Annotated in this window: 16 protein-coding genes; 2 read left to right on the top strand and 14 right to left on the bottom strand. The window is 61.0% G+C overall.

The annotated features are described in order from the left end of the window. Positions 1-20: 20 nt before the first annotated feature. From ACSOSP_RS03805 to mltG, 4 genes are all read right to left on the bottom strand, one after another. Entirely contained in the window at positions 21-518 is a 498-nt protein-coding gene (locus tag ACSOSP_RS03805) for an N-acetyltransferase family protein (protein ID WP_455309646.1), read from the bottom strand. Positions 519-565: 47 nt separating this feature from the next. Continuing rightward, positions 566-1,603, bottom strand: a complete 1,038-nt coding sequence (locus ACSOSP_RS03800; protein WP_455309645.1) for a DNA polymerase III subunit delta' — start codon at positions 1,601-1,603, stop codon at positions 566-568. Between the two features lie 204 nt (positions 1,604-1,807). After that, on the bottom strand, positions 1,808-2,428 hold the full coding sequence (tmk, locus tag ACSOSP_RS03795) for a dTMP kinase (RefSeq protein ID WP_455310840.1): 621 nt from the start codon (positions 2,426-2,428) through the stop codon (positions 1,808-1,810). Further along, positions 2,428-3,444 (bottom strand): endolytic transglycosylase MltG, encoded by a 1,017-nt coding sequence (gene mltG, locus ACSOSP_RS03790; RefSeq protein ID WP_455309644.1) that lies wholly within the window; start codon positions 3,442-3,444, stop codon positions 2,428-2,430. Before mltG ends, tmk begins: the two co-directional genes overlap by 1 nt. A gap of 62 nt (positions 3,445-3,506) precedes the next feature. Between mltG and ygfZ the strand changes: the two genes are divergently transcribed. Beyond that, entirely contained in the window at positions 3,507-4,493 is a 987-nt protein-coding gene (ygfZ, locus tag ACSOSP_RS03785; protein ID WP_455309643.1) for a CAF17-like 4Fe-4S cluster assembly/insertion protein YgfZ, read from the top strand. 21 nt (positions 4,494-4,514) lie between these two features. Beyond that, complete coding sequence (locus ACSOSP_RS03780) at positions 4,515-5,375, top strand: NRDE family protein (protein ID WP_455309642.1); 861 nt, start codon at positions 4,515-4,517, stop codon at positions 5,373-5,375. Positions 5,376-5,411: 36 nt separating this feature from the next. On the opposite strand, the gene ACSOSP_RS03775 is transcribed toward ACSOSP_RS03780, so the two are convergent. The 10 genes from ACSOSP_RS03775 to ACSOSP_RS03730 form a co-directional block, all read right to left on the bottom strand. Next, positions 5,412-6,377, bottom strand: a complete 966-nt coding sequence (locus ACSOSP_RS03775; RefSeq protein ID WP_455310839.1) for an alpha/beta hydrolase — start codon at positions 6,375-6,377, stop codon at positions 5,412-5,414. Between the two features lie 87 nt (positions 6,378-6,464). Beyond that, a complete protein-coding gene (locus ACSOSP_RS03770; protein WP_455309641.1) occupies positions 6,465-7,328 on the bottom strand; it encodes an SDR family oxidoreductase in 864 nt (287 codons plus the stop codon). Positions 7,329-7,370: 42 nt separating this feature from the next. After that, positions 7,371-8,378: an NADP-dependent oxidoreductase gene (locus tag ACSOSP_RS03765; RefSeq protein ID WP_455309640.1), complete on the bottom strand. Its 1,008-nt coding sequence runs from the start codon at positions 8,376-8,378 to the stop codon at positions 7,371-7,373. A 61-nt stretch (positions 8,379-8,439) separates the two neighbouring features. Beyond that, a complete protein-coding gene (locus ACSOSP_RS03760; protein ID WP_455309639.1) occupies positions 8,440-8,904 on the bottom strand; it encodes a PaaI family thioesterase in 465 nt (154 codons plus the stop codon). Positions 8,905-8,908: 4 nt separating this feature from the next. Then, the gene (locus ACSOSP_RS03755; RefSeq protein WP_455309638.1) at positions 8,909-9,211 is read right to left on the bottom strand and encodes a Dabb family protein; all 303 of its coding nucleotides are present in this window, start codon (positions 9,209-9,211) and stop codon (positions 8,909-8,911) included. Positions 9,212-9,459: 248 nt separating this feature from the next. After that, on the bottom strand, positions 9,460-9,714 hold the full coding sequence (locus ACSOSP_RS03750; RefSeq protein ID WP_455309637.1) for a hypothetical protein: 255 nt from the start codon (positions 9,712-9,714) through the stop codon (positions 9,460-9,462). 8 nt (positions 9,715-9,722) lie between these two features. Then, entirely contained in the window at positions 9,723-10,334 is a 612-nt protein-coding gene (locus ACSOSP_RS03745) for a hypothetical protein (protein WP_455309636.1), read from the bottom strand. Positions 10,335-10,619: 285 nt separating this feature from the next. Further along, positions 10,620-11,798, bottom strand: coding sequence for an acetyl-CoA C-acyltransferase (locus ACSOSP_RS03740; protein WP_165090621.1), 1,179 nt, complete (start codon positions 11,796-11,798; stop codon positions 10,620-10,622). A 68-nt stretch (positions 11,799-11,866) separates the two neighbouring features. After that, the gene (pncA, locus tag ACSOSP_RS03735) at positions 11,867-12,493 is read right to left on the bottom strand and encodes a bifunctional nicotinamidase/pyrazinamidase (RefSeq protein WP_455309635.1); all 627 of its coding nucleotides are present in this window, start codon (positions 12,491-12,493) and stop codon (positions 11,867-11,869) included. Between the two features lie 19 nt (positions 12,494-12,512). After that, positions 12,513-14,597: a 3-hydroxyacyl-CoA dehydrogenase NAD-binding domain-containing protein gene (locus ACSOSP_RS03730; protein ID WP_455309634.1), complete on the bottom strand. Its 2,085-nt coding sequence runs from the start codon at positions 14,595-14,597 to the stop codon at positions 12,513-12,515. Between the last annotated feature and the right edge of the window lie 333 nt (positions 14,598-14,930).

Raw genomic sequence — 14,930 nt, 5'->3', positions numbered from 1 at the left:
GTGATGGCTCATCTGGCCGCTCAGCCGAGCCGCCGGCCGAGAATCACGAGGTCGCGTTCAACGCCGTCCAGCACCGCGACGCGCGGCAGTGTGCCCCATGTCTGGAATTCGAAGCGCTGGAACAGACGCAGGCTTGCTTCGTTGTGGCCGAAGATGAAGCCCAGCAGTGTGTCGATACCCAACGCCGGCGCACGTTCCAGCGCCACTTGCAGCAACTGCTTCCCAAGCCCTTTGCCACGCGCGCTTTCGGCCAGATAGATGCTGACTTCCGCCGTGCGCAGATAGGCCGGACGGCCGTAAAAATCGGAGAAACTCAGCCACGCGATGACCTCGCCATTTTCTTCGACCACCCAAAGCGGGCGTGCCTTCGGGCCATGGGCATGAAACCACTGGAGCCGGCTTTCGAGCGTCACGGGTTCCAGGTCGGCGGTCACAAGGCGCGACGGCACCGTGGAATTATAGATAGCCACAATGCCGGGAAGATCGTCGAGCGTGGCGTCGCGGAAGTCGAGGTTCATGGTGCGGTCGTGTGCAAATGGAGTGAATCGAATGTCATCAAACGCGCTCAGGCGGCAACGAACACGTCGCGATACGCAAGGAACAGTTCTTCGAACACCAGCCGCGCGTTCAGCGGATGATTTTCCACCGCACGCTGCCGTGTCACCGTTTTTTGAAAGCGGGCGAAACGCTCGGTGTCGATCTGCGCGGCGCAGCGTTCGAGCGCCTTCGATGCCCCCGGGAAGTAGCGCGGACGCCCCGCCGTTTTCTGCGCGAGCAGGTCGTAAAGCCAGCGCTGCAGCCAGCCGAGCACCATGGGCATCGGCAGCTTCTGCAGGCTTTCTCCGCACGCGAATGCGTCGCAAGCTGGGCCGGCGGCCAGTTGCGCCAGAGCGAAATCACGCAGCGCACGGTTTTCATCGGAGGCGAGCGCCAGCGCGGTCAGCGGAGCCCCCCCGGCTTCCGCCAGCACGGCTGCGGGACGCTCCACGCCCTGCTGCACCAGCCATGCAACGGCGGGCTCGGTGGCCGGGAGGGTCATCGGCCATTGGCGGCAGCGGCTGATGATCGTCGGCAGCAATCGGTCCACGCGCGCCGTGACCAGAATGAACACCACGCCCGCGGGCGGCTCTTCCAGCGTCTTGAGCAATGCGTTTGCGGCGAATACGTTGATCGATTCAGCCGGATACAGCAACACGACCCGCAAGCCCCCCCGGTGCGAGCCGAGGCTGAAAAAATTCATCAGCCCGAGCACCTGATCGATCTTGATCTCCTTGCTCAGGACCTTCGTTTTCTTGCCGTCCTCGGCGTCTGCCTTCTCGGTCTTTTCGACCTTGTCGTCGTTGACCAATTCACCGGCGAGCGCTTCCGGCAGCACCGCGCGATAGTCGGGATGGTTGCCCTGGCTGAACCACAAGCAGGCAACGCACTTTCCGCACGGTTCGCGCGAGTCGGTCGGGGTTTCGCAGAGCAGGCTTTGAGCAAGATGCTGCGCAAACTGCAATTTGCCGATGCCCGCGCGACCATGCAAGAGCAGCGCGTGCGGCCAGCTTGCACGCAGTTGCTCAAGGCGGGTCCAGTCATCGGTTTGCCACGGATAGATCATGAAAAGTCTTTTGGATCAAATGTTTGCGGTGCAATCTTGTGAATCCGAATTTACTTTAGCTTGCCGGTAAAATTCAATCGATTCAATCGTTTGTTGACAGTAATTGAAGTTTTTTCGAGCTTTTGACCGGATGTCAAGTCAGCGATAAAACCGTCCGGGATCACGACTTTAAAGTAAATTCTATTTGCTGATTTTCATTAAAAATCAGATGCTTGCGATCACTACCTCAAGTTGTTTCTGGATGTCCACTATTGACTGGGTAGCGTCGATTATCACAAATCGTTCCGGCGATTCCTCCGCCCGGCGCAAATACTCGGCCCGCGTGCGTCCAAAAAACGAATCGGATTCGCTCTCGAACTTATCCGGCGAGCGGACCGCGCCGCGTCGTTCGCTGGCCACGCTCGTCGGTACATCGAAGAGCACGGTCAGATCCGGCTGGAAACCGCCCTGCACCCAGCGCTCGAGCGCTTCCAGCTTGTCACGCGGCAAACCGCGGCCGCCGCCCTGATACGCAAAGGTGGCGTCGGAGAAACGATCCGACAACACCCAGTCGCCCCGCGCGAGGGCCGGCTCAATAATCTGCGCCAGATGTTCCCGGCGTGCCGCGAACATCAGCAGCGCCTCGGTTTCGAGGTCCATCGGCTGGTTGAGCAGCAGGTCCCGCAGGCTTTCGCCCAACGACGTGCCGCCGGGTTCCCGCGTGATCACGACCGAACGGCCCGTGGCTGCGATCTTGTCTTCCAGGCGCTGACGAAACCACGCGAGGTGCGTCGTCTTGCCCGCGCCGTCGATGCCTTCAAACGTGATGAATCTGCCGCGCACCATCATTGTCCCCGGATGTACTTGTCGACGGCCCGATTGTGGTCGCCGAGATTGTCTGAAAAGAAGCTGCTGCCATCGCCGCGCGAGACGAAATACAGTGCCGCGCTGGATGCAGGATTGACCGTCGCCGCGAGCGCCGCCACGCCCGGAAGCGCGATCGGTCCGGGCGGAAGGCCCATGCGCATGTAGGTATTGTACGGAGTGTCGGTTTGCAGGTCCTTTTTACGCAGCCGGCCGCTGTAGCCCGATCCCAGGCCATAGATCACCGAAGGGTCGGTTTGCAGCGGCATGCCGATACGCAGCCGGTTCGCGAACACCGCCGCGACCAGCGGCCGGTCGGCGGCTCGCCCCGTTTCCTTTTCGACGATCGACGCCATGATCAGCGCCTCGTAAGGCGTCTTGAACGGCAGATTCTGCGCGCGGGTAGCCCAGGCTTCGTCGAGGCGCTGCTGCATCAGCTTGTACGCGCGCTTATAGACGGCGATGTCGCTCGTGCCTTTGTCGAAGAGATAGGTGTCGGGGAAAAACAGCCCTTCCGCGCTCGCCCGCGCAATAACGTCGTCCGGCGCGCCGATGGCCTTCAGCAAATCGGTATCGGTCATGCCGGCCGTATCGTGCTGAAGCGCCGGATTGCCGTCCAGTTCATTGCGCATTTTCTGGAACGTCCAGCCTTCGATCACGGTCGCCACGTACTCGTTGACGTCGCCGCGAGCGATTTTCTGCAACATCTCGTAGGGCGTGATGCCCTCCTTGAACGCGTAGTTGCCGGACTTGAGCTGCGAAGAAAGACCGAGCGCGCGCGTCATCAGCACGAACAGCTGCTGCTGGACGTGCGCACCGCCGCGGTCCAGCTGGAGGGCCACGCTGCGTAACGTGCTGTGGGATTTGATGGTGATATCGAGTTCGGGTGAGGCCAGGTCGACCGGGCTGTTCGCCCACTTGAACACGCCCCCGCCAAGCGCACCGCCAACCGCGACCACGACGACAGCCGCGATCAAACATTTCTTCAAAAGGGACATGCGAAACACGCTCTAGGTAAGACCCATATAATAACTTCGTTCGCATCCGTCAAAGTCAGTTCATGAATTCCCCGACCGTCTCACCGCTTTCATCTTCCTTCGACGCCGCCCTTCACGCCGGCGTTTTCGTGCCGCTGACGCAGTTCGGCATTATCGATACCACCGGCGACGACGCCGCTGCATTTCTTCACACGCAATTGACGAGTGACGTCCAGCATCTCGACGCGTCAAACGCGCGGCTGGCGGGTTATTGCTCGCCGAAGGGCCGCTTGCTGGCGTCGTTTTTGATGTGGCGTTGCGGCGAAGCGGTGCGCCTGATGCTTTCCGCCGACATCCAGGCATCGGTGCAAAAACGCTTGTCGATGTTCGTGATGCGCGCGAAAGCGAAGCTCGCCGATGCCACGCCGGCGCTGGCCGCCGTGGGTTTTGCCGGCGATGTCCGCAAGACGCTCTCCCATCTCTTCGATGCCATGCCCGACGGCGTGCATGTGAAAGTGGACGGTCCGCTCGGCTCGCTGATCCGCGTCCCCGATGCCGCCGGCCGGCCGCGCTTCCTGTGGGTCGGCCCGAAGGCTGAAGTGGAAGCGCGCCTCGCCGAGATGGAAAAACAGCTGGTGCGCGCGCCAGCCGAGCTATGGGACTGGCTCGACATCCACGCCGGCGAACCGCGCATCACGCAGCCGACTTCCGAGCAATTCGTCCCGCAGATGGTCAATTTCGACGTGCTCGGCGGCGTCAACTTCAAGAAGGGCTGTTATCCGGGGCAGGAAGTGGTCGCGCGCAGTCAGTATCGCGGCACGATCAAGCGCCGCACATCGCTGGCGCATGCCGATACCGCCAAGGCCGGCGACGAACTGTTCCACTCCGATGACCCTGGCCAGCCTTGCGGCCTGGTGGTCAATGTGGCGCCCGCGCCGGGCGGCGGCGTGGATGCGCTCGTGGAAATCAAGCTTGCGGCGCTTGAGCAGGGTTCGGTGCACGTCGGTGCTGCGGAGGGTCCTGCGTTGAAGTTCTCGCCGCTGCCCTATGCGCTGCCAAGTGAAGTCTGACTTATTGCGGACGGTTTGCTCATGTGCCTGATCGTCTTCGATTGGCAACCGGACGCGGCAGCGTCTGACGCTGATCGCCCCGTCCCGTTCCCGCTACTCACGCTCGCGGCCAATCGCGACGAGTTTTTCCATCGTGAAACCGAGCCGCTGCACTGGTGGGAAAATCTGGAAAGCTCGGAAAGCGAGCCGCAGGTGCTCGCCGGACGCGATCTGACGGGCGGCGGAACCTGGCTCGGCGTCACGCGCGACGGCCGTTTTGCCGCGTTGACGAACTATCGGGCGCCGGCGGAAGTGCGGCCCAATGCGCCGACTCGCGGTACGCTGGTCAGCGACTTTTTATCCGGCGCACCGATCGCGCCGATGGCCTACCTGGACGCAGTGGCCCGCGACGGTCATCGGTACAACGGCTTCAATCTGGTTGTCGGTGATTTCACGCGGGGCGAACTGGCCTGGTATGGCAATCGTGCCGATGCCCCGCCTTCACTGCTTGACCCCGGCATTCACGGGTTATCGAATAGTCTGCTCGACACACCCTGGCCCAAGCTCGTCGCGCAACGCGACGCGCTGCGGGATCTGCTTCACGTCGATGAACGGCCGTCGCTGGACAGCCTGATCGAGACCATGCGCAACCCCCAACTCGCCGATGACCATCTGCTGCCGTCCACCGGGCTTTCGCTCGAGCGCGAGCGGGTGTTGTCGGCGGCGTTTATCGAGTCGGAGGGTTATGGCACGCGCAGCACTACGGCGTTGCGGGTAGTGGCAGTTGACGGCGACTTGACGCTGCAAATCAAGGAACTCAGCGACGACGATGGTTCACATACCATCCAGCGTCCCGGCGCGTTCGAACGAAGCGACGCGTTCAGCATCGTGCGGGCGGCTTAGGCGCGTTGCACTTTGAAATGCTCTTGCCGCTGGCTTTTACGTCTCGGTAACGTTCATGTATCGACGCAACGCATTCGCTGCGTCCGCATGCGCTTTCGCTACCTCAGGCACAAAACCGCCCATCTTGAAGAACTCGTGCGTCATGCCTTCGTAGCGGACCAGTTCAACCGGCACATGCGCCCTTTCGAGCTTGGCGGCATACGCCACGTCTTCGTCGAAGAGCGGATCGTGATCGGCCGCGGCGATCCACGCAGGCGCAATACCCGTGAAATCCGGTACCGGTCCGCGCGCGTCCAGCGGGGCGAAACGCCAGTCGTCACGGTCTTTGTCGTCGCGAAGATACTGCGCGAAAAACCACTGAATCGTCTTCGCCGATAACACGAAACCCTCGGCAAATTGCGCATGCGATTGCGTGTCCTGCCGCGCGCTCAAGCCCGGATAAATCAGCAATTGGAGACTTAGCGGGATACCGGCATCGCGAGCGAGCAATGCGCACACCGTCGCGAGTGTGCCGCCTGCGCTATCGCCACCGATCGCGAATCGCGTGCTGTCGAGCCCCAGCGATTCCGCTTGCGTGTGAAGCCACGTGAGGGCATCGAAGGCATCGTGCACCGCGGTCGGAAACTTGTGCTCGGGCGCAAGCCTGTAATCGATCGATGCCACCGCGCAACCCGAATCGGCGGCGAGGCGTCGACAGAGCGAATCGTGGGTATCGATACTGCCGATCACAAAACCACCGCCATGAAAATAAACCAGCGTGGGTGTGGGGGCCGCCCAGTTCGGCTCGACCGGGTGATAAAGGCGCGCACGGATGGACGCGTGATCGCGCGTGGGGATGGTGAGCTCGTGGACCTCGAACATAGCGGCCGGCGCGATGTCGAGAATCAGCGCGCTGCGCTCGTAGGACGCGCGCGCGGCCGACGCCGAGAGCGTGTGAATCGGCGGCCGCTTGGCCTTCGCGATGAGTTCAACGACCTGTGCAACGGCAGGATTCAGCGGCATGGGAGCGGGAAATTGGCGGGTCCTGGAAGCTCGGGATGATGACATAGCACCGCTAATCCGATGCGATTCGCTGCTTTGGTCGGCACCCTAGCCCTTCACCTCCGGCTTCAACGACAACGGATCGGTCGGATTGCGCCGCTGCGTGACATCATCGAAACGCAGTTGCACCGATGCCAAAATGTTCGGGTGCGTCAGCACATAAAACCGCCGTTCGCGCACCGCGTCGAAGGTCAGTTCCGCCACCTGTGCCGCGCTCAGCTTCCCGCTCTCCACCGCCTTCGTGAGCTGCTTGCCGGCCATGCGCTGCGATGCCGTCAGTGGTTCATCGTTGCGCAAGCCCTCGGGCCGCACCCGCTCGGCGTTTGCAATGCCTGTCGGCACGAACGCCGGACACAGCAGCGAACAATCCACCTGGCCGCCGATGATTTTCAAGTCGTGATACAGCGTCTCCGTCAACGCGACGACCGCGTGTTTCGATGCGTTATATACGCCCATGCCCGGCGCCGACAGCAAGCCCGCCACCGATGCCGTGTTGACAATATGCGCCGGCTCTTGCTGCGCGAGCATCAACGGCGTGAACGCGCGCACGCCGTTCGCGACACCCATCACGTTGACGCCGAACACCCAGGCCCAGTCGTTCGCGCTGCTTTCCCAGACGAAACCGCCCGTGCCGACACCCGCGTTATTGAAGAGCAGATGCACGGCGCCGTAGGTATCGATCGTCGTACGCGCAAGCGCGTCGACCTGCGCGGCATCGGAAACGTCAGTGGGCACGCCGAGCGCTTCAGCGCCCGAAGCGCGCGCCATCTCGACCGTTTCCGCGAGACCTTTCGCATCGACATCGGCCAGCACGAGCTTCATGCCCAGCGCCGCGCCCTTCAAGGCAAATTCGCGGCCGAAGCCACTGCCCGCGCCCGTGATTACGGCCACTTTGCCGTCGAACTGATCCACGCTGTCTCCTTTCTATTTGTGCGCTCTTGCAGATCCGAACATTCAGATCAGCTTGACGAGCTGCTTGCCGAAGTTCTTGCCTTTGAGCAATCCGAGAAAAGCCTCCGGGGCATTTTCCAGGCCCTGCGCAATCGTCTCGCGATATTGCAGCTTCTTCTGTGCAACCAACCCACCGAGCTGCGTGAGCGCCTCGGGCCACACTTCCGGCGATTCGCTGACGATAAAACCCTGCACCTTCAGGCGCTGCGTGAGGAGCAAAGCGGGCTTTTTGAGCGGCATCGGTGAACCGTCGTAACTGGCGATCATCCCGCACAACGCAATGCGGCCGAACGCGTTCATGCGTGACAACACCGCGTCCAGTATCTCGCCGCCGACGTTTTCGAAGTAACCGTCGGCCCCATTCGGCAATGCGGCCTTGAGGTCGTCATGGAGGTTGCCCGCTTTGTAGTCGATGCATGCGTCGAAACCGAGGGTCTCGGTGACGTAGCGGCATTTGTCCGTCCCGCCCGCGATGCCCACCGCGCGGCAGCCCGCTGCTTTCGCCAACTGGCCGACCACGCTTCCCACCGCGCCGCTCGCCGCGCTGACCACAACCGTTTCGCCCGCTTTCGGCTCGATGATCTTGTTGAGCCCAAGCCATGCCGTCACGCCGGGCATGCCGACCGGGCCGAGATACGTAGAAAGCGGGATATGGGTGTCGTCGACTTTACGCAGGCCCTTGCCATCCGACGTGCCGAATTCCTGCCAGCCGTACGTCCCGACCACCTTGTCGCCGATCGCAAACTTCGGGTTCTTCGATTCCACGACTTCACCCACGGTCCCGCCGATCATCACCTCGTTGAGCGGCTGCGATGCGGCGTACGACTTCGATTCGTCCATGCGGCCGCGCATGTAGGGATCGAGCGAGAGAAAGTGATTGCGTACGCGCACTTGCCCGTCGGGCAGAGCCTCAAGCGGTGTTTCGACGAGCTTGAAGTTATCGACGCTTGCCGCGCCTTGCGGGCGCGAAACGAGGAGGATCTGGCGATTGATTGAAGTGTGTTCTGACATCGTGATACTCCTGTGCGGTCTTGGAATCAGCCAGGGCGCGAGGCGCGCGCTGGCAGCGGCCTCAGGCGTCGCTGGGACCGGGTGTGGCGGACGGATCTGAACGCAGGCGTTGCTTCGCAATATCGCGGCCGACAGCGAGTCTCCGCATGTATTTGAAGGTGCCGAGCGCTTTGGCGACGAAATGGCCCTCGCTGTCGCGAATTTCGCCTTCGCAATAGGCCATGGTGGTCGAGCGGTGCAACACGCGGGCAAATGCGCGGAGTTCGCCGCGGCCCGGCTGCATGAAGTTGACTTTCATTTCGACGGTGACCACGCCAATGCCGTCGTCGGCGAGACTGCGTGCGGCCATCGCGAGGGCGCAGTCGGCGAGCGTCATGGTCACGCCGCCGTGTGCGATGCCCCAGGTGTTCATATGGGTGCTGGTCAGCGGCAGCAACACTTCGCTTGCGCCGTCTTCGGCGGTGACGAGCTGCACGCCGAGTGAATCGATGAACGGGCTTTCAGGGAGCGTGGAAAAGTCGGTCATGGCTTCAGACTTCGTAATCGATGCATTGACGCGATTCACGTACCGCCGCAACGAAGTCCTTGATCGCCAGGTGCTTGGGGTGGACCTGATAGGCCTGGAGGGCTTGCGGATTGTCGAAATCGGACACGAGGACCACGTCATACGTGGCTTCGAAGCCGGGTTGCGCCACGCCCACTTCGAAGTGGCCCTGGCCTGAAACAATGCTGCGGCAAGATTCGAGTTTGGCCTTCAGCTTGAGAATGTTTTCCGCGCGCGTGCCGCCTTCGGCGCTTTCCTTCAACTTCCACATGACGATGTGTCTTAGCAACTTGCTCACCTTGGTTTGTTAGTGTTCGCCGGCGCTTCACCTGACGCACACGTCGTTGTCGTCGATCCGGTCTGGCGATCGGCGAACTAAGCGCAGCGGATTAACCCGTCAAATTACCAGATTCCCGCAGTTTCTACCTGGAGGTTAAACCCATGGTTACTGCGCGTCGATGAGCCTGATTCACGCCCTGTCGCGTCCAACAAAAAAGGCCACCGATTTGGTGGCCCCGTCTATGCATTGAAACCGGCTCAGCCCATACGATGAGTTGCCGTCCAACTTCCGCTCCGGACGCTCGCGTTTTCAACATCATCAAGCTGCGATCGCGAGCTGCGTGCCTCATGCTTCTTCGTTTCGATCAGCTCCCGAGCCATATCGAGCGAGAAATTGACTGCCGCACGCGCCTGTTCATTCGACGGGCTCAGCGCTTCAAGCCGTGAAACATAGCGCTCCCACTCTCGTATGCTCTCGAACATCGAGGGAGCGCTCGGGACATTGATTGCCATGTTGCACCTCAATACCGTTGTGGCATTCTGGAACGCGCGACCGTCAATCGCACCAGCTCATCGCGCAACGCACCATGCGGTTTCCAGCCGTTGGCTACTTGGTCGCTCTCGTTCGATTCATACTCTATTATCTCACGTTTGGCAAGCGCCCTACAGCAAACATCGGTACTTGCCTCATGCAGGTACCGGACCTCTTCAACGGAAAGCGGGTCATGCTGGGGTACAGTTAAACAGATCTTGTAAAGGTCGATAAACACCCGGTTAATGTACGCCTTGGCCATCGCGCTCGACTGGGAAATAGCTCGTGCGCGAAACCAACTGCCATCCAGCGTCACCGCCTCGATTTCGTAGATGCCCGCGTAGTCCCAGAGCACCAGCAAATCAACAGGGCTAAGCGAAAACGCCCCGTCCAGCGGATGGGTATGCGTGACTTTTAGCTTGTACTGCGAATCAAGCGCGACAGTCCGGATCGCAGGAGTAAAGCCGGCGCCGTCCGGCTCTCCGGCATGCTGCCCTATCACCAAGCCTGTCCGCATGTCATAGACCATCACATATTCGAGCGCCGTTTTTTTCGACGCCTCGATGCAGATCGCCCTAGCACTGGCGTCGTCTACAACCATGATCGTTCTTTAATTCTGGGAGCCGGGGAAAACCAGCTTGGGCGACAAAAATCCATATTCTAAGAAGGCTTCCTGGAAAGACGCAAACCGCAGTTGCGGCGATCTTCAGAATTTACTTCGTAGAACAGATCACAGCAACCACTTGAGCTGTACGCGTTTCATGGTGTTGTAAATAGATCCGCTTCTCTCCAAGGGAATCTTTCTAATCGATTTATCAGATAGAAGGTTTGCGACCGGATACATCGATCGCCCAAGCGTATCCAAAACCTCGGGCGACCGAAAAAATCACACTACTTCAAACAACCCCGCCGCGCCCTGCCCGCCGCCAATGCACATGGTCACCACGACAAACTTCGCGCCGCGCCGTTTGCCTTCGATCAACGCATGCCCCGTGAGCCGCGCGCCCGACACCCCATACGGATGCCCCACCGCAATCGCGCCGCCGTTCACGTTCAGGCGATCGGCCGGAATGCCCAACGTATCGCGGCAATAGAGCACCTGCACGGCGAACGCTTCGTTCAGTTCCCACAGGTCGATATCGCTGACTTTAAGGCCGGCTTTCTTCAACAGCTTAGGCACGGCGAACACCGGTCCAATACCCATTTCATCCGGCTCGCAACCTGCGACCGCAAATCCCCGGAAAATCCCTAGCGGCTTGAGCCCTTCCTTCTCCGCAAGCGATGCGTTCATCACAACACACGCCGACGCGCCATCGGAGAACTGGCTCGCATTGCCCGCCGTGACCACGCCGCCGGGCATCGCGGTGCGAATCTTCGATACCCCTTCGAGCGTGGTATCGGCGCGAATGCCTTCATCGGCGGCCAGCGTGACTTCCTTCGTGAACATGCGGCCCGTGGCTTTATCGGCGACACCGGCAAGCACCGTAATCGGCACGATTTCGTCATTGAACTTGCCCGCAGCCTGAGCCGCAGCCGCGCGCAATTGCGACTGCACGCCGTACTCGTCCTGCCGTTCTTTCGAGATCTCGTAGCGCTTGGCGACGTTCTCGGCCGTCTGCAACATCGACCAGTAGATGGCGGGCCTGTGCTCTTTCAACCAGCCATCCAGCAGCATGTGCTGGTTCATCTCGTTCTGCACGCACGAGATGGACTCCACGCCGCCGGCCACATAGACATCGCCTTCGCCGGCGATCACGCGTTGCGCCGCCAGCGCGATAGTCTGCAACCCCGACGAGCAGAAGCGATTCACCGTCATGCCCGGCACGCTCACCGGCAGACCTGCACGCAGCGCAATCTGCCGCGCGATGTTCATGCCGGTCGCGCCTTCCGGATTCGCGCACCCCATGATCACGTCTTCCACACGCGCCGGGTCGATGCCCGCGCGCGCCACGGCCGCTTGCGTGGCATGCCCGCCGAGCGTCGCGCCGTGGGTCATGTTGAATGCGCCGCGCCAGGATTTGGCGAGGCCCGTGCGTGCCGTCGATACGATTACCGCGTCAGTCATGCTTGTCTCCACTTCGAATACGAATAGGGTTGGTTCATTGGGCCGAACTCGCGAGTCCAGCCCGCCGTTCAGCGCAGCAAGTCCGTCGATCCGATCCGCGATACACCCGCTGCCGTCATCTGCTCCCACGCGCGCGCAAGCGAACCATCGAGGTCGATCGCGCGACAGGCATCGTCGATAACGACCACTTCGAATCCCGCGCTGCGCGCATCGAGCGCCGACCACGCGACGCAATAATCCGTCGCCAGCCCGCAGCAATAGACGCGCTTCACGCCGACATCGCGGAGATAACCCGTGAGGCCCGTCGGCGTGATGCGATCAGCCTCCATGAACGCCGAATAACTATCGACATCCAGCTGATGACCCTTGCGGATCACCAGCCGCGCGTGGGGCACGTCCAGATCACGATGCAGCGCCGCGCCGTCCGTGTTCTGGACGCAATGCGTTGGCCATAAGACCTGCTCGCCGTAGCTGAGCGTGGTCATGTCGAAAGGCGTGCGCCCAGCGTGGTTTTCGGCGAAGGAAATGTGCTTCGCCGGATGCCAGTCCTGCGTCAGCACGACATGCGAAAACGCACGCGCCAAGCGGTTGATCACGGGCACGACTTCGTCGCCGTGAGCGACCCCCAACGCGCCGCGTGGCATGAAGTCATTCTGGACATCGACCACAAGCAGGACTTCGTCAGCGCCTTTCATCGCGAATCTCACCGGTGTCTTAACTATTGAAGCCGCGCCCTTCTGCGGCCAGTTCGGTCACGCGCACCGCAGGCTTCCATGCTTCGCCGTTGGCTTGGGCTGCGTACTTGCGCATCGCGCGCTCGACGTTGTACAGGCCGACCGTATCGGCAAACAACATCGGTCCGCCGCGATACAGCGGGAAACCGTAACCGGTCAGGTAGACCATGTCGATGTCCGACGCCTTCGACGCAATCCCTTCTTCAAGGATCAGCGCGCCTTCATTGACGAGCGCGAACACCAGCCGTTCGACGATCTCGTCATCGGAGATCTTGCGGCGCGTGACGCCTTGCTCGTTCGAATACGCAACGATCATCTCGTCGACGATCTTCGACGGATGCGCCGTGCGATCCCCTGCCTTGTAGTCGTACCAGCCCGCGCCGGTCTTTTGTCCGAAGCGCCCGGTCTCGCACAAACGGTCGGCGATCTTCGAATACTTCAGATCCGGCTTCTCCTGATAACGGCGTTTGCGAATCGCCCAGCCGATGTCATTGCCCGCGAGGTCGCTCATGCGGAACGGTCCCATCGCGAAGCCGAATTTTTCGATCGCGCGATCCACTTGCGCCGGCAACGCACCTTCTTCAAGCATGAAAAGCGCCTGGCGCAGATACTGCTCGATCATCCGGTTGCCGATAAAACCATCGCAAACGCCCGACACCACGGCCGTCTTCTTGATCTTCTTGGCGAGTTGCATGACGGTGGCGAGCACGTCCTTCGACGTCTTCGCGCCGCGCACGACTTCCAGCAACTTCATGACGTTGGCCGGACTGAAGAAGTGCATGCCGACCACGTCTTCGGGACGCTTGGTGAACGCTGCAATCTTGTCGACATCGAGCGTGGACGTATTCGATGCCAGGATCGCACCCTTCTTCGCGACCTGATCGAGTTTCGAAAACACCTGCTCTTTCACACCGAGTTCTTCGAACACCGCTTCGACGATCAGGTCGGCGTCCTTGAGGTCCTCGTACACAAGCGTAGGCGTGATCAGCGCCATGCGTTCTTCCAGTTTCTCAGTCGTCAAACGGCCTTTTTTCAGGGCGCCTTCGTAGTTCTTGCGAATGGTGGCGATGCCGCGATCGAGCGCTTCCTGCTTCGTCTCCAGCAGAGTCACCGGCAGGCCCGCGTTGACGAAATTCATCGCGATGCCGCCGCCCATCGTCCCTGCACCGATCACGCCAACGCGCTCGATCTTGCGCACCGGCGTGCTCGAAGGCACATCGGGAATCTTGCTCGCCGCGCGTTCGCCGAAGAACGCGTGCCGTAGCGCGCGGCTCTCGGGCGTTTGCACCAGCGCCATGAAACATTCGCGTTCGAAGGCGAGGCCTTTATCGAAACCGAGCTTCACGCCGGCTTCCACTGCATCGATACACTTGAGCGGCGCGGGGAAGTTCTTTGCCAGCGGCGTGACGCCGTTGCGTGCGAACTGGATAAACCCTTCGGCGTTCGGGTGCTCGATCTTGCGATCGCGAACCTTCGGATGCGGGCCGCTTTGCGCGCCCACTTTCTGCGCGAATTTGACGGCATCGTCGAGCAGATCGCCTTGCGCCATTTGATCGAACAAGCCTGTGCCGGCCAGTTTCTCCGACATCACCGGCGCACCCGACACGATCATGTTCAGCGCCGCTTCAAGGCCGACCGCGCGCGGCAAGCGCTGCGTGCCGCCTGCGCCCGGCAGGATGCCGAGCTTGACTTCGGGCAATGCGATCTGCGCTCCCGCCGACGCCACCCGATAATGCGCGCCAAGCGCCAATTCGAGGCCGCCGCCCATGGCCACGCTGTGAATTGCGGCCACAACAGGCTTTGTGCTGCCTTCTACGGCCTTGATGACCGTGTGCAGCGTGGGTTCCTGGGTTGCCTTGGGCGTGTTGAATTCGGTGATATCGGCGCCGCCGGAAAACGCCTTGCCCGCGCCGATGATCACAATCGCGCTGACGGACGCGTCCGCCTGCGCTTTTTCAACGCCTTCGACAATGCCAAGCCGCGTGGAAAACCCAAGGCCGTTCACCGGCGGATTGTTCAGCGTGATAACGGCGATGCCGTCGCGAGTCGTGTAGTCCACTGCCATTTGTCTACCTCCGTTCGATGCCTGCGATAGCCAGATTCTCCGGGGAATTCCCGGAAAGCGCTGATTACCGTGTCGCTGGGATTGTGAGTCACCCGAGAAGAATACACGGAAAAGAACGATCGTTCAATTTCGTTGTTTTTGGGATGAAGATGGAGAGGGAATGCCGCGGGAGAGAGGCGTCGATCAACGGGCTTGTACGGCTCAGGCCCGGTAATGTGCAAATCTTGCACATTGCTTTCTTCGACGACTGTATTTCTGCGCGACAGGAAGAAACGCGCTTTGGATAAAACCGGGGCCGCACGCATGCAGCCCGGCTTAGTCAGAGAAACAAGA

The organism is Caballeronia sp. KNU42 (genome assembly GCF_053760385.1).
Note: the sequence above shows the minus strand (reverse complement) of the source record. Positions and strands in the feature narration are given on the sequence as shown.